Source organism: Amycolatopsis sp. NPDC101161, assembly GCF_044768185.1.
Classification (GTDB): Bacteria; Actinomycetota; Actinomycetes; order Mycobacteriales; family Pseudonocardiaceae; genus Amycolatopsis.
Genome location: NZ_JBIWPI010000002.1, coordinates 854,813 through 873,354, shown reverse-complemented (window position 1 = coordinate 873,354; position 18,542 = coordinate 854,813). Strand labels below are relative to the sequence as shown.

General features: G+C 70.6%; 19 protein-coding genes. 17 read left to right on the top strand and 2 right to left on the bottom strand.

Going from position 1 to position 18,542, the window contains the following annotated elements:
* The first annotated feature begins 315 nt into the window (after window positions 1–315).
* Window positions 316–1,062 carry a murein transglycosylase gene (locus tag ACIRSS_RS15240; RefSeq protein WP_400897474.1) on the top strand — a complete coding sequence of 249 codons (747 nt, stop codon included), beginning with the start codon at window positions 316–318 and terminating at the stop codon, window positions 1,060–1,062.
* A gap of 216 nt (window positions 1,063–1,278) precedes the next feature.
* Here ACIRSS_RS15240 and ACIRSS_RS15235 read toward each other — a convergent pair whose 3' ends face one another.
* Entirely contained in the window at window positions 1,279–1,683 is a 405-nt protein-coding gene (locus tag ACIRSS_RS15235) for a tetratricopeptide repeat protein (protein WP_400894961.1), read from the bottom strand.
* A gap of 72 nt (window positions 1,684–1,755) precedes the next feature.
* On the opposite strand from ACIRSS_RS15235, the gene ACIRSS_RS15230 reads away from it, so the two are divergent.
* The 16 genes from ACIRSS_RS15230 (at window position 1,756) to ACIRSS_RS15155 (ending at window position 17,035) form a co-directional block, all read left to right on the top strand.
* Window positions 1,756–2,217: a VOC family protein gene (locus ACIRSS_RS15230; RefSeq protein ID WP_400894959.1), complete on the top strand. Its 462-nt coding sequence runs from the start codon at window positions 1,756–1,758 to the stop codon at window positions 2,215–2,217.
* A gap of 60 nt (window positions 2,218–2,277) precedes the next feature.
* Window positions 2,278–3,564, top strand: coding sequence for a phosphopyruvate hydratase (eno, locus tag ACIRSS_RS15225; protein ID WP_400894957.1), 1,287 nt, complete (start codon window positions 2,278–2,280; stop codon window positions 3,562–3,564).
* Between the two features lie 196 nt (window positions 3,565–3,760).
* Entirely contained in the window at window positions 3,761–4,123 is a 363-nt protein-coding gene (locus tag ACIRSS_RS15220) for a septum formation initiator family protein (protein ID WP_400897472.1), read from the top strand.
* Window positions 4,124–4,138: 15 nt separating this feature from the next.
* Window positions 4,139–4,648 (top strand): DUF501 domain-containing protein, encoded by a 510-nt coding sequence (locus ACIRSS_RS15215; RefSeq protein ID WP_400894954.1) that lies wholly within the window; start codon window positions 4,139–4,141, stop codon window positions 4,646–4,648.
* Window positions 4,649–4,793: 145 nt separating this feature from the next.
* Window positions 4,794–5,972: a lytic transglycosylase domain-containing protein gene (locus tag ACIRSS_RS15210; RefSeq protein WP_400894952.1), complete on the top strand. Its 1,179-nt coding sequence runs from the start codon at window positions 4,794–4,796 to the stop codon at window positions 5,970–5,972.
* A gap of 9 nt (window positions 5,973–5,981) precedes the next feature.
* Window positions 5,982–6,935 carry an exopolyphosphatase gene (locus ACIRSS_RS15205; RefSeq protein WP_400894950.1) on the top strand — a complete coding sequence of 318 codons (954 nt, stop codon included), beginning with the start codon at window positions 5,982–5,984 and terminating at the stop codon, window positions 6,933–6,935.
* Between the two features lie 431 nt (window positions 6,936–7,366).
* A complete protein-coding gene (locus tag ACIRSS_RS15200) occupies window positions 7,367–8,992 on the top strand; it encodes an ABC transporter substrate-binding protein (RefSeq protein WP_400894948.1) in 1,626 nt (541 codons plus the stop codon).
* Between the two features lie 104 nt (window positions 8,993–9,096).
* Window positions 9,097–10,026, top strand: coding sequence for an ABC transporter permease (locus tag ACIRSS_RS15195; protein ID WP_400894945.1), 930 nt, complete (start codon window positions 9,097–9,099; stop codon window positions 10,024–10,026).
* Window positions 10,019–10,972, top strand: a complete 954-nt coding sequence (locus tag ACIRSS_RS15190; protein ID WP_400894943.1) for an ABC transporter permease — start codon at window positions 10,019–10,021, stop codon at window positions 10,970–10,972. The genes ACIRSS_RS15195 and ACIRSS_RS15190 overlap by 8 nt, the downstream gene beginning before the upstream one ends.
* Window positions 10,973–10,978: 6 nt before the next feature.
* A complete protein-coding gene (locus tag ACIRSS_RS15185; RefSeq protein ID WP_400894941.1) occupies window positions 10,979–11,974 on the top strand; it encodes an ABC transporter ATP-binding protein in 996 nt (331 codons plus the stop codon).
* The gene (locus tag ACIRSS_RS15180; RefSeq protein WP_400894940.1) at window positions 11,967–12,965 is read left to right on the top strand and encodes an ABC transporter ATP-binding protein; all 999 of its coding nucleotides are present in this window, start codon (window positions 11,967–11,969) and stop codon (window positions 12,963–12,965) included. The genes ACIRSS_RS15185 and ACIRSS_RS15180 overlap by 8 nt, the downstream gene beginning before the upstream one ends.
* Window positions 12,966–13,068: 103 nt before the next feature.
* Entirely contained in the window at window positions 13,069–14,775 is a 1,707-nt protein-coding gene (locus ACIRSS_RS15175) for a S8 family serine peptidase (RefSeq protein ID WP_400897470.1), read from the top strand.
* Window positions 14,776–14,883: 108 nt separating this feature from the next.
* Window positions 14,884–15,678, top strand: a complete 795-nt coding sequence (locus ACIRSS_RS15170) for a hypothetical protein (protein WP_400894938.1) — start codon at window positions 14,884–14,886, stop codon at window positions 15,676–15,678.
* A 47-nt stretch (window positions 15,679–15,725) separates the two neighbouring features.
* A complete protein-coding gene (locus ACIRSS_RS15165) occupies window positions 15,726–15,974 on the top strand; it encodes a hypothetical protein (RefSeq protein WP_400894936.1) in 249 nt (82 codons plus the stop codon).
* Window positions 15,971–16,762, top strand: coding sequence for a hypothetical protein (locus ACIRSS_RS15160; RefSeq protein ID WP_400894934.1), 792 nt, complete (start codon window positions 15,971–15,973; stop codon window positions 16,760–16,762). The genes ACIRSS_RS15165 and ACIRSS_RS15160 overlap by 4 nt, the downstream gene beginning before the upstream one ends.
* An 18-nt stretch (window positions 16,763–16,780) precedes the next feature.
* Window positions 16,781–17,035: a hypothetical protein gene (locus tag ACIRSS_RS15155; protein ID WP_400894932.1), complete on the top strand. Its 255-nt coding sequence runs from the start codon at window positions 16,781–16,783 to the stop codon at window positions 17,033–17,035.
* A 3-nt stretch (window positions 17,036–17,038) separates the two neighbouring features.
* Here ACIRSS_RS15155 and ACIRSS_RS15150 read toward each other — a convergent pair whose 3' ends face one another.
* A complete protein-coding gene (locus ACIRSS_RS15150) occupies window positions 17,039–18,541 on the bottom strand; it encodes a S10 family peptidase (protein WP_400894930.1) in 1,503 nt (500 codons plus the stop codon).
* Window position 18,542 lies beyond the last annotated feature (1 nt).

The window sequence follows — 18,542 nt, the reverse complement described above, 5'->3', positions numbered from 1 at the left end:
CTGTAAGTCCAGCGGGCCGGCGGCCGCTCGAAACGATACAACCGGACAAATGGTGCAGAGATCGGAAGTTAGGTTAGGGTAACCGCAGGTCAGGGGCCTGCGCGTCGACTCGATAACAAAATTTGTGATGTCGCTGGCAGTGGGCTTGTTTTAACCATCCGCTTGCCTGATCAGCCGTCCGAGGGACCCCCTTGAGTGCCTCCGTAACCTGATCGGGTGGCCGATACCGCTCAGCCGACCGTCACGCCCCCGTCGTCGCCTCCGGGCGGCCCGCCCCGGCGGTACGTCGGCCGGATCGCCCTCTCGCTGGGGCTGGTGCTCACCGGCGTGGTCCTCGTCGTCACCATCGGGATCCGGAACCCGGACGCGCCCGCCGCGCCGCCGCCGGTCCAGCCGGCGCTGGCCATCCCGGAGCAGCGCCCGCAGCCCGGCGCCGAGTCGCCGCGCGCCGGGCTCGCCGCGCCGGTCGACCGGCCCGCGGTGTCCGACCAGGCCGAGCTGGACGCGTGGGCGACCCGCGTCGCGGACAAGACGCACCTGCCGGCGCGCGTGCTCGCCGCGTACGGCCGGGCGGAGATGTGGATGCAGCGGCAGCGGCCGACATGCCACCTGTCGTGGGCGACCCTCTCCGGCATCGGCCGGGTCGAGACCGAGCGCGGGGACTTCGACCTCTCGGCGATCGCCGCGAACGGCCGCGTCGTCAAGCCGGTGGTCGGGCCGCCGCTGGACGGTTCGCCGGGCGTCCCGGCGGTGCACGACACCGACGGCGGCAAGCTCGACGGCGACAAGACGTGGGACCACGCGATCGGCCCGCTGCAGTTCCTGCCGTCGACGTGGAAGAAGTACCAGGAGCGGGCCAACGGCGACGGCGGCGCCCCGGACCCGCAGAACGTCGACGACGCGGCCTTCACGGCGGCGCGCTATCTGTGTTCGGGGGGCGACGACCTCGGCACGCCGGCGGGGTGGTGGCGGGCGATCCTGTTCTACAACCAGGCCGTCGCGTACGGCCAGGACGTGTTCAGCGCGGCGGACGCCTACGCGGAAGCGAGTGTCGCGCCTTAGAGCTCGCGGTCGGCGAAGAACGGCGTGACGGCCATCAGGACCAGCAGCAGCAACCCGGCGTAGGCACCCAAGGTGGCGAAGATCGACATTTCCGGTTCCTCCCTCGTTCGGTCTGGAACCAGCTTCGCCGCTCACGGGGGTCGCGCGGATCGGCCGAGGGGCCCGCGTTGATCGGCCGAAAGTCCGAGACCGCCCGGGCCGTTCGGCCCTGGTGACTCAGGAGTCGCGCAACGCGATGTGCGCCTTGACCTCGCTGATCGCCTCGAGGTACTCGGGCACCGGGTTCATCGCGGACGCCATCCGCATCTGGGCCAGGGCTTCGACGAACCGGCCGAGGCGCTGCAGGGTCCGGCCGAGGATGAACCGGGCGTAGTGGTCGGTCGGGTCCAGCTCGAGCACCCGCGTGAACGCCTGCTCGGCGCGGCGCAGCTGCGCGGAATGGAAGTACGCGCGCCCGGCCAGCAGGTGCACCGACGGCTTGTCCGCCTCGGTGTCCAGCAGGGGCTGCAGCGCCTTCAGCGCGTCCAGCGGACGGCGGCGGCCGACCAGCTCTTCGGCCTGCCGGAAGGCATGGAACCGCGACTCCTCGGGAGGCTGCGAAGCAGCTGCGGCGTCCGTCATGGTCACTCCCACGTTACCTCGGAAGAGGGGGTTGCACACGCCGCCGAACGGGACGTGATGGACTGTGCCGCCATGAGCAGCCCGTACCGGGGCCTGGCGCCCTACCTCTACTACGCCGACGCCACCGCGGCGCTCGCCTGGCTGACCAGGGTCTTCGGGTTCACCGAAGAGGTCCGGTTCTGCGACGGCGCCGGCGAGGTGTTCCAGGCGACGCTGCGCGCGGGCGAGGCGCGGATCCAGATCGCCGGCGTCGGCCCGGACTACTGGCAGGCCAAGGGGGTTGATGGGCCGGTCGGCCAGCTGAACATCCTCTACGTCGACAATGTCGACGAAGTATACGAACGGGTCGAAACGGCCCTCGGCGACGAGGGCGAGCTCGACCCGCCGCAGGACCAGCCCTACGGCGCCCGCGTGTTCACCGTGGCGGATCTCGGGGGCAACAGCTGGACGTTCTGGCAGCAGACGTCCGAGACCGTCGAGCTGCCGCCGGGCTGGCAGGCCGTCCGCGCGGGCGGTGAGTCCTCCAACGGGTGAACAGCCACGACGGCTAGGCTGGGCACGAAACCGCAGGCACGACGCACCGAGGAGCATGGCGTGGCTCTCATCGAGCAGGTAGGCGCGCGCGAGATTCTGGACTCGCGTGGCAACCCGACGGTCGAGGTGGAGGTGGCCCTCGACGACGGCACGCTGGCGCGGGCCGCGGTCCCGTCGGGTGCGTCGACCGGTGAGCACGAAGCGGTCGAGCTGCGGGACGGCGACACCGGCCGCTACAACGGCAAGGGCGTCGAGCGCGCGGTCGCCGCGGTGCTCGACGAGATCGGCCCGGAGATGGTCGGCATCGAGGCCGTCGACCAGCGGATCGTCGACCAGAAGCTGGTCGACCTCGACGGCACGCCGGCGAAGTCCCGCCTCGGCGCGAACGCCATCCTCGGCGTCTCGCTGGCCGTCGCGAAGGCCGCCGCGGAGTCGGCCGAGCTGGAGCTGTTCCGCTACCTGGGCGGGCCGAACGCGCACGTGCTGCCGGTCCCGATGCTGAACATCCTCAACGGCGGTTCGCACGCGGACAGCAACGTCGACGTCCAGGAGTTCATGATCGCGCCGATCGGCGCGGAGACCTTCCGCGAGGCCTTGCGCTGGGGCGCCGAGGTCTACCACTCGCTGAAGTCGGTGCTGAAGGGCCGCGGCCTCTCGACCGGTCTCGGCGACGAAGGCGGCTTCGCGCCGAACCTGGCGAACAACCGCGAGGCGCTCGACCTGATCCTGCAGGCGATCGAGAAGGCCGGGTACGCCCCGGGCCGCGACGTCGCGCTCGCGCTGGACGTCGCCGCGACGGAGTTCTTCGCCGACGGCGCGTACACCTTCGAGGGCAGCAAGAAGAGCGCGGAGCAGATGTCGGCGTACTACGCCGAACTGCTGCGCGACTACCCGCTCGTGTCCATCGAGGACCCGCTGAGCGAGGACGACTGGGACGGCTGGGTCACCCTGACCGCCGAGGTCGGCGAGAAGGTCCAGATCGTCGGCGACGACCTGTTCGTCACCAACCCGGACCGCCTCGAGGAGGGCATCACCCGCCGCGCCGCGAACGCGCTGCTGGTGAAGGTCAACCAGATCGGCACGCTGTCGGAGACGCTCGACGCGATCTCGCTGGCGACGTCGTTCGGCTACAAGTCGATGATGAGCCACCGCTCGGGCGAGACCGAGGACACGTTCATCGCGGACCTGGCGGTCGCCACCGGCGTCGGCCAGATCAAGACCGGTGCCCCGGCCCGCGGCGAGCGGATCGCCAAGTACAACCAGCTGCTGCGCATCGAGGAGACCCTCGGTGACGCCGCCCGGTACGCCGGCGAGCTGGCCTTCCCGCGGTTCAGCGCCGAGGGCTGAGCCCGCGATGGCCGACCGGGGGAGGACGACGCGCAACCGCCGCGGCGGCAGCGGGGCGACGCGGGCCAGCCGGCCCGCGCCGGCCCGCCGCCCCGAGGCGGCGCGGCGCCGCACCGGCGACGCGGAGACGACCCGGGCCCGGCTGCGCCGGAGCCTGGCGGCGAAGCGCGCGTCCGGTGCGGCGAAGGTGCTCGGCATGTCCACCACCCGCCGCGCGGCGGTGGTGGCGATCGTGGTGTGCGCGCTGGCGTTCACCATCGCCGTGCCCCTGCGTACCTACCTCGCCCAGCGCACCGAGATCCGCGAGCAGCAGGCGCAGCAGGCCCAGCTGCAGCAGACGGTCGCCCAGCTCCAGGGCCGCAAGGCGGAGCTGAGCGACCCGGCGCAGATCGAGGCGGAGGCCCGGCGGCGGCTGCGGTACGTCAAGCCGGGCGAGACGCCGTACATCGTCCAGCTGCCCGAGGACAAGGCCGCGGACGCGGCGCCCCAGCAGGGACAGCAGCAGGTCCCGGACGGCTCCTGGTACGAGAACCTCTGGAACCAGGTCTCCGGCGGCTGAACTAACCTGGTGCGCGTGAACAGCACGCAGCAGCACCGGTTCGAGCCCGTCACCGACGCCGACCGCGAGACCATCGCGGAGCAGCTCGGACGGCCGCCGCGGGCGCTGCGGGCCGTCGCCGCGCGGTGCCCGAGCGGGCACCCGTCCGTGGTGCAGACCAGCCCGCGGCTGGAGAACGGCACGCCGTTCCCGACGCTCTACTACCTGACCTGCCCGAAGCTGAACTCGATGATCGGCACCATCGAGGCTTCGGGGCTGATGAAGGAGATGACCGAGCGGCTCTCCACCGATCCCGAGCTGGCCGCCCAGTACCAGCGCTGCCACGAGACCTACCTCGCCGAGCGCGACGCGATCGAGCCGCTCGGCCACCAGGTCACCGCCGGCGGCATGCCCGGCCGCGTCAAGTGCCTGCACGTGCACGTCGCCCACTCGCTCGCGGTCGGTCCCGGCGTGAACCCGTTCGGTGACGAGACGCTGGAGCTCCTTAAGGCGAACGGGTGGCCCTCGGGGGACTGTGCCGCGTAACGCTCGCGCGTCGTGAACAGATAACTGGTCTGGGTGAGCGAAAACCCCGGACCGGTGAGATCCAGACTCCCGAAGGGGTGAAACCGGGCCCCGGGTACGGCAGGCTGTCACCCGAGGGTGCGACCGGCCAGGAGGGTATCGAGCTATGCGCGTGCGGCGACTGCCTGACGCAGTCGGGAGCCACACCCGAAGATTCGGCCTCCGCCACCGCACCGCGTTCCCCCTGATCACCGGCGTCTTCGCGGTGGTCCCGGCGTTGCTCGCCGGCGGCGGCACGCTCGGCTGGCTCGGCGGCAGCGGTGACCACACCCGCGACGCCGCCCTCGGCCAGGGCTACGACCCCGGCCACGCCGCCATCCAGCAGATCGCCGTCGACGGCACCCTCCCCGGCGCGCCCACCCCGCTGCCGCTCCCGGCTTACGAACTCCCCGACGGCCCCCTCGGCATCCCGGCCACCGCGCTCGCCGCGTACAAGAACGCCGCCGACGTCCTCGGCCGCGAGCTGGCCGCGTGCCACATCGACTGGGCCCTGATCGCCAGCATCGGCCGGATCGAGTCCAACCACGCGCGCGGCGGGTACGTCGACGCGAACGGGACCACCCGCGAACCGATCCTCGGCCCCGAGCTCAACGGCCAGGGCGGGTTCGCCGCGATCCCGGACACCGACCACGGCGAGCTCGACACGGACCCGGTGTGGGACCGCGCGGTCGGCCCGACGCAGTTCATCCCGGCGACGTGGCGCGCGTACGCCTCCGACGGCAACGGCGACGGCAAGTCCGACCCGAACAACATCTTCGACGCGGCGCTGGCGACCGGCCGCTACCTCTGCTCCGGCGGCTTCGACCTCTCGAACCCGGACCAGCTGCGCGGCGCGATCTACCGGTACAACAACTCCGACACGTACGTGAACACCGTGATCCTGTGGGCCGAGGCGTACCGCAACGGGATCATGCAGGTGCCGGACAGCACGGTGCCGGTCGGCGCGCCGAACGCGGCGGCGCTCCCCGCGCCACCGGCGATCCCGCCCCCGCCGACCCCGACGACGACGCCGCCGGTGCCCACCACGACGACGCCGACCGGCGCGGGCACGACGACGAAGACCACGCCCTCGGACTCGTGCGCGAAGCCGACGACGACCACCGCCACGACCACAGTGATCAGCACGACGACCACGCCGCCGCCGTCGCCGACTCCGACCAGTACCGGTAAGACCACGCCGAATACGTCGACCACCCCGCCGCCGCCGACGTGCGGGCAGACGGTCACCGCGACCGCGGTCACCACCACGACCACGACCGTCGGGACGACGACACCCGGCAGCTAGGGTGATCGCATGCCTCGTGTTGCCGCGATCGACTGTGGGACCAACTCCATCCGCCTCCTCGTGGCCGAACTGACGCCGCGTCACGACGGCACGGTCGACCTGCGCGACCTGCACCGCGAGATGCGGATCGTCCGGCTCGGCCAAGGCGTCGACGCGACCGGGCAGCTGGCGCCCGAAGCGATCGAACGCACGCGGGCCGCGCTCGCCGACTACACGATCGCCGCGCGGCGCAAGGGCGTCGAGAAGGTGCGGATGGTCGCCACGTCCGCCACGCGCGACGCGAAGAACCGCGACGACTTCTTCCGCATGACCCGCGAGACCCTCGGCGTCGAAGCCGAGGTGATCACTGGCGACGAGGAGGCGCGGCTGTCGTTCACCGGCGCGGTGGGCGAGCAGGACCCGGACGACGGCCCGTTCGTGGTGGCCGACGTCGGCGGCGGCTCGACCGAGCTGGTCCTCGGCACGTGGGACGGCCGCCAGGCGGAGGTGCTCGCCGCGAAGTCCGTCGACATCGGCTGCGTCCGCATCACCGAGCGCGCGCTGAAGAGCGACCCGCCGTCCGCGGACGAGATCGCCACCGCCCGCGACCTGGCGGGCAAGGTGCTGACCGAGGCGTTCGACGTGGTCGACGTCGCCCGCGCGAAGACGTGGGTGGGCGTGGCGGGCACGGTGACGACGCTGTCGGCGATCGCGCTGGGGCTGCCGGAGTACGACAGCGAGCGCGTCCACCTGTCCACGTTGAGCCCGGCGGACATCGACCGGCTGGCCTCCCGCCTGCTGTCGGAGAACCACGCGCAGCGAGCGGCCAACCCGGTGATCCACCCGGGCCGGGTCGACGTGATCGGCGGCGGCGCGGTGGTGGTCCAGACCCTGGCCGAGCAGCTGGCGGCCCGCGGCGGCCCGACCGAGCTGGTGGTCAGCGAGCACGACATCCTCGACGGCATCGCCCTGTCCCTGGCCTGACCGGCCGGGTCCGCGTGGGTGCGGGGACGCCACTGCGGCCTGTCCGCGGCACCGGCCGGGCCCGGCGTCGGCGGTCGTGCCCGCACGATCGCGAGGGCCGGCTCACCCTGCGCCGGCCCCTCGACGGCATCACCCCGTCGCCGGTCTGACGGGCGCCGGGGTCCAAACCCGACCGGCCGCCCGCTCCCGTCCTTACCGACCGTTCGGCCACCCCAAAAGACTTGTGCCGCAAGCAAACCGTGGGTGAGCGCGTGATGACCACCTGTCCGCGCTACGCCGTCCGGAGTATCCGGATTCCTACGTTGGTTGTGCTCCAACCAGGTGGTCCTGACGACCGTCACACATTTGCAACACCGCAGTCCTGTGATCAGCTTCACCGGCCCCGATAGCGTGCGTCTCACCTTTCGGACACACCGGATATGGAGGGGATCATGCGTCGTTCGCGCAGGCTCTGGGGACCCACGGTGGTGATGACTTCGCTGGCGCTCGTGCTCGCCGCGTGCGGCGGCGGATCGGGCAGTTCCGCGGGAGCCGGCGAGACAAACCCGGACGGCGCGGTCAGCGTCTACGGCACCGAACCGCAGAACGCGCTGGTCCCGACCAACATCAACGACCTCGGCGGGACCAAGGCCATCCAGGTCATGTTCGCCACCCTGGTCGGCTTCAAGGGTGCGGACGCCAAGCCGTTCAACCTGATGGCCGACTCGATCACGACGACCGACTCCAAGGTCTACGACATCAAGATCAAGCAGGGCTGGAAGTTCCACGACGGCACCGAGGTGAAGGCGCACAACTTCATCGACGCCTGGAACTACGGCGCCTACGCGCCGAACGGCCAGCTCAACACCGACTTCTTCTCGAACATCCAGGGGTACAAGGACGTCCACCCCGAGGCCGAGAACGCCAAGCCGGCCACCGACAAGATGTCCGGCCTGGTGCAGAAGAGCGACTACGAGTTCCAGGTCACGCTCGACGCGCCGTTCTCCGTCTTCGACATCAAGGTCGGCTACCAGGCGTTCGCGCCGCTGCCCGACGCGTTCTTCAAGGACCCCAAGGGCTTCGAGCAGCACCCCATCGGCAACGGCCCGATGAAGTTCGTCTCGCGGACGCCGAACCAGGACATCAAGCTGACTCGGTTCGACGACTACAAGGGTGACGACAAGGTCCACTTCAAGGACCTCGACATCAAGATCTACGCCAGCCAGGAGACCGCCTACCAGGACCTGCTGAGCGGGCGCCTGGACTTCATGGAGGCGCTGCCGCCGTCGGCGGTCGCGGGCGGCAAGTACAAGTCGGACCTCGGCGACCGGCTCGTCACCGGCCACCTGCTCGGGATCAGCACCATCGCCGTCCCGTACTACGTGCCCGGCTACAACAACCTCGAGCTGCGCAAGGCCATCTCGATGTCGATCGACCGGGCGCAGATCACCAAGACCGTCATGAACGACACCTACGTGCCGGCGGACGGCTACATCTCGCAGGGCATCCCGGGCGCGCGGCCCGGGGTGTGCCAGTTCTGCAAGTACGACCCGGCGGCGGCCAAGGAGGCCTTCCAGAAGTCCGGGTTCACGGGCAAGCTGACCATCGCGTCCAACGCGGACGGCGGCCGCAAGGAACCGCTGACCGCGGCGTGCAACAGCATCAAGAACACCCTCGGCGTCGAGTGCGACTTCGTGCCGGCCACCGACTTCGGCCAGTGGCGCAGCATCGTCACCGGCAAGAAGCTGACCGGCATGGGCCGTTCGGACTGGTCCGCGGACTACCCGTCCATCGAGGACTTCCTCAACCCGATCTACAAGACCGGCGGGTCCTCGAACGACTCCAGCTACTCGAACCCGCAGGTCGACGCGATCCTGGCGCAGGCGGACGCCACCGCCGACAAGGACGCCGCGGTCAAGCTGTACCAGCAGGCCGAGGACCTGATCGCGAAGGACCTGCCGTCGATCCCGGTGTGGGACGAGAAGGGCGTCGCGGCGAAGTCGAAGAACCTCAAGTCCGCGGCCCTGGACTTCCGGCGCATGCCGGACTACCCGTCCATCGAGGTCCTGAAGAAGTAGTGACGCGCTGATCTGCCGGTACCCACCACCACGCCGTCGTGAGTGAGAAACAGGCTTAGAACACTGTTTCTCACTCACGACGGCCGGCGCGCACTAGGAACGTCATGACCCGCTATGTCCTGCGACGGCTGCTCCAGCTGATCCCGGTGTTCTTCGGCACCACCTTCCTCATCTACGTGCTGGTCTGGGCGGTGCCCGGCGACCCGTTCTCCGGCAAGTGCGGCCAGGCCGCCTGCCCGCCGGCCTACATCGCGCAGATGACCGAGAAGTTCCACCTGAACGACAACATCTTCGTGCAGTACTTCAAGTACCTCGGGAGCCTGTTCACCGGCGACTGGGGCGAGACCTTCAACGGCACTTCCGTCGGCGACCTGATCGCCACGTCGTACCCGATCACGTTGCGCCTGGCCGTGATCGCCGTGGTCATCGAGGCCGTCATCGGGCTGAGCGCCGGCGTGCTGACCGGCTTGCGCGGCAAGGGTTTCCTCGACAACCTCGTCCTGGTCTCGACGACGTTCCTGATCTCCCTGCCGGTGTTCGTCACGGCGATCGTGCTGCAGCTCGCCCTGGGCAGCAACGGCCTCGGCCTGATCGAGGCCAGCGTGTCGGACGACCCGGGCATCGGCGAGCTCATCGTGCCCGGCATCGCGCTCGGCAGCCTGTCGATGGCCTACGTCGCCCGGCTGGCGAGAACGAGCATCGCCGAAAACCGCCGCGCCGACTACGTGCGGACGGCGATCGCGAAGGGCCAGCCCCAGAGCCGGGTCGTGCTCGTGCACCTGCTGCGCAACTCGGTGATCCCGGTCCTCACGTTCCTCGGCACCGACCTCGGCGCGCTGATGGGCGGCGCGATCGTCACCGAAGGCGTGTTCAACATCAACGGCCTGGGCGGGCTCATCTTCCGCGGCATCCAGAACCGGGAGAGCGCGACCGTCGTCGGCGTGGTCGTCCTGCTGGTGCTGGTGTACCTGCTGATGAGCCTGATCGTCGACCTGCTCTACGCCGTTCTCGACCCGAGGATCCGCTATGACTGACCCGAACCTGGTGGGCGGCGGCGGGGCCGACGCGGCCGAGCTGTCGCGCGTCGACGACTCCGCCACCGGCCCGCAGAAACCCCGCAGCCTGTGGAGCGACGCGTGGCGCCAGCTGCGGCGCAAGCCGGCGTTCGTCGCCTCGGCCGTGATCATCGTGCTGATCGTGCTGATCGCGATCGCGCCCGGCCTGTTCAGCTCGCGCGACGCCGGCTTCAGCGACCTCGCGCACGCCAACGAAGGGCCGTCCGCCGACGCCTGGTTCGGCTACGACAACCAGGGCCAGGACGTCTACGCCCGCACCATCTACGGCACCCGCGCGTCGGTGCTGGTCGGGGTGTTCGCGACGCTGCTGACCGTCCTCATCGGCTCGTTGGTCGGCATCCTCGCCGGCTACTACGGCCGGCTCGTCGACAGCCTGCTGTCGCGCTTCGGCGACATCTTCGCCGGCCTGCCGTTCGTGCTCGGCGCGATCGTCATCCTGACGACGTTCAACGCGCCCGGCTCGAACCCGGGCGCGGTCACCATCATCGTCCAGGTGGTCTGCTCGATCGCGGTGCTGAGCTGGCCGGTCGCCATGCGCATCATGCGGTCGGCGACGCTGGTGGCCAAGCAGCTCGACTACGTCAAGGCCGCGCGCGGCCTCGGCGCGAGCACCCCGCGGATCATCTTCCGCCACCTGCTGCCGAACACGCTCGCGCCGGTGCTCGTGTACGCGACCATCGCGCTCGGCGCGTTCATCGGCGCCGAAGCGACGCTGGCCTACCTCGGCATCGGCGTGCGCCCGCCGGTGATCTCGTGGGGCGTGATGATCAGCGACTCGCGGGACTACTTCCGCAACGACCCGCACATGCTGCTGTTCCCCGGCGCCTTCGTCACCCTGACCGTGCTGGCCTTCGTGATGCTGGGCGACGGCATCCGCGACGCGCTCGATCCGAAGTCGAGGTAGATCCTCTTGTCCGACAACGAACTCCTGCTCGAAGTAGAGGACCTGCACGTCGAGTTCCGGACGTCCGACGGCGTGGCCAACGTGCTCAACGGCGTCGGCTACTCGGTGCACGCCGGCGAGACGCTCGCGGTGCTCGGTGAATCCGGTTCCGGGAAGAGCGTCACCGCGCAGACGGTGATGGGCATCCTCGACACGCCCCCGGGCGTGATCACCGCCGGCGCCGTCCGCTGGCGCGGCGAGGACCTGCTGACCGCGTCCGACGAACGCCGCCGTGAAGTGCGCGGCAGCGAGATCGCGATGATCTTCCAGGACGCGCTCTCCGCGCTGAACCCCGTGTTCACCGTGGGCTTCCAGATCGAGGAACAGCTGCGCGTGCGGCTCGGTATGTCCAAAAAGGACGCCCGGAAGCGGGCGATCGAGCTGCTCGACATCGTCCGCATCCCCGCCGCCGAACGGCGGGTCAAGGACTACCCGCACCAGTTCTCCGGCGGCATGCGCCAGCGCGCGATGATCGCGATGTCGCTGGCCCTCGACCCGGACCTGCTCATCGCCGACGAGCCGACCACCGCCCTCGACGTCACCGTCCAGGCCCAGATCATGGACCTGCTGGCCGAGATCCAGGCCGAACGCAAGATGGGCCTGGTGCTGATCACGCACGACCTGGCCGTGGTCGCCGAGGTCGCCGACCGGATCGCGGTGATGTACGCGGGCCGGATCGTCGAGCAGGCCGACGTCGTCGAGCTGTTCCGCGCGCCGGCCCACCCGTACACCGCCGCGCTGATGGACTCGCTGCCCCGGCTCGACCTCAAAGGACAGACACTGGAGACCATCAAGGGCCTGCCGCCGAGCCTCCTGGACATCCCGCCGGGCTGCCCGTTCCACCCGCGCTGCAAACGGGCCGAAGCGCGGTGCAGCGAGGAAGTGCCGCCGCCGCTCGGCATCGGCTTCGGCCGGACCAGCGCGTGCCACTTCGCCGAAGAGGTGGTGAACTCCCGTGGCTGAACCCATCCTGTCGGTCACCGACCTCAAGAAGTACTTCCCGGTCCGCACCGGCATCCTGTTCAAGCGCACGATCGGCCAGGTCAAGGCCGTCGACGGCGTCTCGTTCGACCTGCTGCCGGGCGAGACGCTCGGCGTCGTCGGCGAGTCCGGCTGCGGCAAGTCCACGCTGGCCCAGGTGCTGATGCGCCTCGAGGAACCCACCGGCGGCACGGCGAAGTTCGAGGGCCGCGACATCTTTTCCATGAAGGGCGCCGAACTCCGGAAGCTGCGGCGCGAGATCCAGATCGTGCTGCAGGACCCGTACACGTCGCTGAACCCGCGGATGACCGTCGGCGACATCGTCGGCGAGCCCTTCGAGATCCACTCCGACGTGGCGCCCAAGGGGTCGCGGGCGAAGAAGGTGCAGGAGCTCCTGGAGGTCGTCGGGCTCAACCCCGAGCACCTCAACCGCTACCCGCACCAGTTCTCCGGCGGGCAGCGCCAGCGCATCGGCATCGCGCGGGCGCTGGCGCTGCGGCCCAAGGTGATCATCTGCGACGAGCCGGTGTCCGCATTGGACGTCTCGATCCAGGCGCAGGTGATGAACCTGCTCGGCGACCTGCAGGGCGAGTTCGGGCTGTCGTACGTCTTCATCGCGCACGACCTGTCCGTGGTGCGGCACCTGTCCAACCGGGTCGCGGTGATGTACCTCGGCCGGATCGTCGAGATCGGGACGGACGAGGAGATCTACGAACGACCGTCCCACCCGTACACCCAGGCGCTGCTGTCGGCGGTGCCGGTGGCCGACCCGGCCGTGCGCGGGCAGCGGCAGGTGATCCGGCTGACCGGGGACGTGCCGAGTCCCCTGGATCCCCCGTCCGGGTGCCGGTTCCGCACGCGCTGCTGGAAGGCGCAGGACCAGTGCGCCACCGAGGTGCCGGAGCTGGTCCCCAGGACGGACGGCCACTTGTCAGCATGTCACTTCGCCGAGCAGAAGTCGGTTGTTCCGTAACGTACGTTTGGCCGTTGTTTGCGCAATGTCCGATCTATACGGTGCAGGAACCGCTTTCCCGAGGAGGAGAATCGTGAAGAGACCCAGGCTTCTCGCCGCGGCCATGGCCGTCCCGCTGTTCGGGGCGATCTCGGCCGTCGCGGTCCCGGTCGCGTCGGCGCAGCCCGCGCTGTCCGGCCCGGCGACCGAGTTCACCGTGCTCGCCAAGGACACGCAGAGCATCGGCACCGCCCAGCAGGCGATCAAGGCCGCCGGCGGCACCGTGCTGGAGACCAACACCGCCGTCGGCCTCATCAAGGCCAGCGCCCCGGCGACCGGATTCGCCGAGCGAGTCAACGCGAACCGGGCCGTGTTCGGCGCCGCGAAGGAACGCGTGATCGGCAAGGCGCCCAAGGACGGCGCCCCGAAGACCAAGCCGGACGCCGTCGAGAAGGAAGGCCAGGGCACCGCCGCCGCGGCACCGAAGGCCGCCGCGAAGAAGCCCCAGCCGATCAAGACCGACCCGCTCGACGGCCAGCTGTGGGGGCAGCAGGCCGTGCGCGCCGACCTCGCGCACACGGTGCAGCGTGGCGACAAGCGCGTCAAGGTCGGCATCATCGACACCGGCGTCGACGGCACGCACCCCGACATCGCCCCGAACTTCGACCGGGCCGACTCGCGCAACTTCACCAAGGACATCCCGACCGACGTCAACGGCACCGTCGTCGACGGGCCCTGCGAGTTCCGCGGCTGCGTGGACCCGGTCGACCACGACGACAACGGCCACGGCACGCACGTGGCGGGCACCATCGGCGCCGCGTTGAACGACTTCGGCGTTTCCGGCGTCGCACCGAACGTGACGCTGGTGAACGTCCGCGCCGGCCAGGACTCCGGGTTCTTCTTCCTGCAGCCGACCGTCGACGCGCTGACCTACGCCGGCGACGCGGGCATCGACGTGGTCAACATGTCCTTCTACACCGACCCGTGGCTGTACAACTGCACGGCGAACCCGGCGGACTCTCCCGCCGAGCAGGCCGAGCAGCGCACGATCATCGAGGCCACGACCCGCGCGCTGGACTACGCGTACCGCAAGGGCGTCACCTCGGTCGTCGCGCTGGGGAACCAGCACACCGACCTGGGTGCGCCGCAGCCGGACACCACCAGCCCGGACTACCCGAGCAACAGCACGCACCCGCGTACCGTCGACAACGCGACCTGCCTGAACCTGCCGGTCGAGGGCCCGCACACGATCGGCGTCAGCTCGTTCGGGCCGTCGCAGGCGAAAGCGGACTACTCGAACTACGGCACCGAGCAGATCTCGGTTTCCGCGCCGGGCGGCTACTTCCGCGACGGTTTCGGCACTCCGTGGTTCCGCACGCTGCAGAACGAGATCCTCTCGACGTACCCGAAGAACGTCGGGGTGGCAGCCGGAAACATCGACGCCGACGGCAACATCACCGCGGCGGGCACGACGGCGGGCATCCAGAAGGCAACGGCGCCCGACGGTCGCGTCGGCTACTACCAGTGGCTGCAGGGCACGTCGATGGCGACCCCGCACGCGACCGGTGTCGCGGCACTGATCGTTTCGCAGTACGGCAAGCCGTCGCACGGCGGCTTCGGCCTCTCGCCGGACGCCGTCCAGCGCGTGCTCGAGGGCACCGCGTCGAAGATCGCCTGCCCGGTCCCGCGCACGGTGGACTACCTGAAGGAAGGCCGCGACGCGACGTTCACGGCGACGTGCGTGGGTGACGCGTCGTTCAACGGCTTCTACGGCCACGGCGCGGTCGACGCGTACTCCGCGGTGACCCACGGGACGCAGTACCTGAAGTAGGTTTTCCCGTGAACGGCCCACCTCCGCCCGGAGGTGGGCCGTTTCGCGTTGCACGGCAACCTTTTCGCGGCCTCGGGCGTTTCCAGCGGGACAAGGGGGAGGTTTCGGGTGGACGTGCGTGAACCGGCGTTGCCGGTCGATCCGTGGTTGCCGGGCGAGCCGACGGTCGGCGAGGTGGCCGCGGCCCGGGCGTGGCTGGCCGGGCGGGGCGTGCGGGTGTGGCTGCCGACCCGGCTGCTCTCGTTGAGGCTCGGTTCCCGGGAGTGGGCCACCCGGATGGTGTCGCCGTGGTTCGTGGTCGGCTACCTCCTGGTGATCTTCTCGGGCACCTTCCTGCGGGAGGTGCCCGGCCGGCTGGGGCTGCTCTTCGTCGTGCTGGCCGTCCTGCTGCTGGTCCGCTCACGGGAGTTCCGCCGCCGCGAAGACGTCGCCGAGCGCTGGGCGGGCACCGGCACCCCGCCGGGGCTGCGGGACGCCGCGCGGCAGGTCGGCGAGTGGTACCTGGCCACCACCGCGATCACCTTCGCCGGGGGAGCGGCCCTGTGCGCGGCGATGATCGTGCTCGACCCGACCTTCGACGCCTTCGCCCGGACCGCCGCGCTGGCGGTGGGGGCCGGAGTCACCGTCGCGGTCGTCGGCCGGATCCTGCGCGCCCCGGTCATCGCGGAGGACGCCGCCTCGCGGGCGATCGACGCCCTGCTCCGGGCCCAGGACGCCTATCGGTACGCACCGTCGGCGGTGTTCGCCTTCGCGGCGCTGCCCGCGACCATGGCCGCCGGGCGGCTGTCCGGCTGGCTCGAGTTGACGGCGGTCGCGTTCGCCGTGGTGATGCTGGGCGCCCAGCTGACCGGGTGGCTCGTGACGCGCCGCCGCAAGCTGCCGCCGGGCTTCTACGGCCGGTAAACCTCCGCGGCGCTTTGCGCGTGTACGCCGGGAGAAGGGGAGGCCCGATGATCGTGCTGACGACGGAGGAGCGAGCGGCGGTCCAACTGGGGGCCCGGCGCCTGGACCGCCCGCCGTGGCGGGAGGTGCTCGGCGGCTGGTACCCGGCGTCGCCGGCGGTCACGTTCGGCGGTGGTGCGGTCCTCGCCATCGCCCTCTTCTGGCTCGCCCCGCTCGCGGTCGCGACGCACGTCGTGACGTGGTTCGCCCAGCGGCGGAGGCTGCCCGCGGAGGGGCACCACGGAGTGCCGGCGTGAACCGGGCGGAGCACCAGATGGCGGTGCGCTGGCTGGCGAACCGGGGACAGCGCGTCCTGGCACCGACGCCGTTCATCGGCGCCCTGCTGGCCACGCGCAACGCCGCGGTCGGCACCTTGTGGCGGTTCCTGCTCTTCATGGTGCCCGGTTTGGCCGCCGCGTTCGGCTACCAGCTCGCGTTCGGCCGGGCGCTCGGGAGCCGAACGCTCTACTTCGTCTACTTCGCCATGCAGCTCGCGATGTGGTCGGGCATCCGGTCCAGACAGCGGCGGCTCGCGAAGACGACCCACCCGTGGCCCGGCGCGACCCGCGAACCCTGGCCCCGCGTGCTCGGCGGCTGGTTCACCGCCGCGGTCGTCCTGGCTTACGGCGGCGGCGTGGTGCTCGCCCTCTCGATGGCCTTCACCACGCCGGGCCGGACCTACGGCCTGAGCTTGCTGGGCCTGCTCGGGCTGAGCGCGCTCTGCCAGGCCGTCGTCCTGACCGGATTCCTGCGGGCCCCGGCGCTCGCGGAGGAACCCACCTCGCTGGCGGTGCACCGCGCGCTGCTGGCGGAGAACATCCACGTGGCCGCACCCGCCATGGTCGCGGTCCCGCCGATCGTCGACACCGTGTTCGCCGAAGAACCGCCGGGGTACGGGCCGCTCCTGCTCGCGTACGCGGCGGTGGTCATCGTCGCCGAGCTGGTCGCGTACGTCCGGGGCCGCCGTCCGCTGCCGCCGGGGCACTACGGAGACCCGGTGCCGCGGGGGACCGAGGTCGACTGGTCGCCCCCGGAAGCCCGCTGAGCCGGGCAGACTGGGGACGTGATCGACGACAGGCCACTCGAAGCCGCCCGGACGCGCCTGGCCGCCGGCGTCCCGCTCGACACCGTGCTCGCCGAGCTGCGTGCGGGCGGGTTCACGCAGGTGGACAGCATCCGCGCAGTCCGCGCGCTGACCGGCGCTTCACTGGCCGAGGCCAAGGAGATCGTGCACGTCAGCCCCGCGTGGGCGGACGTACGCGAGCGCAACGACGACCTCCACCGGTCCCTGGAGCAGGGTCTCTCCGGGGACCGGTGAAGCTCAGCGGTTCGACGCCTTCTTGACGAACTTCGCGAGGTCCTTCGACTGCTGCACCCGCGTCGGCTCGTGGACGTACATCATGTGCCCGGCGGGGTAGTACGCCGTGTCGATGTTGTCGCGCAGCTCCTCCGGGATCTGCAGGTGGGCCAGCACGTGCTCGGCCGCGTAGTACGCCGTCGCGCCGTCGTAGTGGCCGAACGCCACGTGGACCTGCAGGTGCGGGTTCGCGCGCATCGCCGCGCCCAGCGAGTCCACCACCGACACCGAGCGGCCCTCGAAGTCCGAGTACGACCACGCCCGGAACGTGTCCTCGTGGATGATCTCGTACGGCAGGTCGTTCTCGTAGCCGAGCTCGGCCCGCACGTAGTGGTTGAACGCCGCCGCGTACGCGCCGACCACGCGGGAGATCGACGGGTCGTCGCTCATGTGCTCGCGGCCGCCGTCGGGCTCCCACGTCGTGAAGCGGCCGTCCATCCGCCCGACCGTCAGGCCGCGGTCGCGCAGCAGCTCGGTGAAGAACCGGACGTGCTCGATCCGCAGGTTCACCCGGTCCACATAGGACTCGGTGAGCCCGGTCAGCGACGCGAGCGTGGCGACCGCCTCCGCCCGGTCCTGAGTGGACAGCCGCGCGCCGCGCGAAAGCGCCCACGGCAGCTCCTTCGCCGCGAAGTCCTCGGCGTCGGCGAGGACGTCGTCGAGCGGGCGCTCGCCGTGCAGGCCGTGGTAGTGCGCGATGGCCGCGTACGTCGGCACGTACAGCGAGTACGGCAGGTCGTTGCCCTCGGTGAACCGCAGCGTGCCGAGGTCGAGCACCGACGAGATCAGCAGCAGGCCGTTGAGGTAGAGCCCGTACCGCTCCTGCAGGTGCGCGGCCAGCCCGGCGGCGCGCAGCGTGCCGTAGGACTCGCCGGCCAGGAACTTCGGCGACAGCCAGCGCTGGTGGCGCGACACCCAGAGCCGGATCACCTCGCCGACCGACTCGATGTCGCCCTTGAAGCTGTGGAAGTCCTTCGTCTCGCCGCCCTCGGCCGCCCGCGAGTAGCCGGTGGACACCGGGTCGATGAACACGAGGTCGCTGTGCGCGAGCAGCGTCTCGGGGTTGTCGGCCAGCCCGTACGGCGGCGGCTCGGGGGCGTCGACGTCGCCGGAGAGCACCCGGCGCGGCCCGAGCAGGCCCAGGTGGAGCCAGAGGCTCGACGACCCGGGGCCGCCGTTGAAGGCGAACGTGACCGGCCGCGAGCCCGGCTCGGCGTCGTCGAGGGTGTAGGAGGTGATGAACACCTCGGCCTTCGCCTTGAAGCCCTCGGACTTGCCGTCCTTGACGATCTCCTTGCGGAGCACGATCCGGCCCGCCTTCGCCGTGTACGCGAGCTTCTTGCGCTTCACGGTGAGCGTGTGCTGAGTCGTGACGATGTCGTCGGTCGGCTCGGCCGGGATTTCCGTCGTCTCCGAGGAAGATCCGGTCTTCTTCTCGGGGGCCTCTTCGGGGGTCGTGTCCGCCATG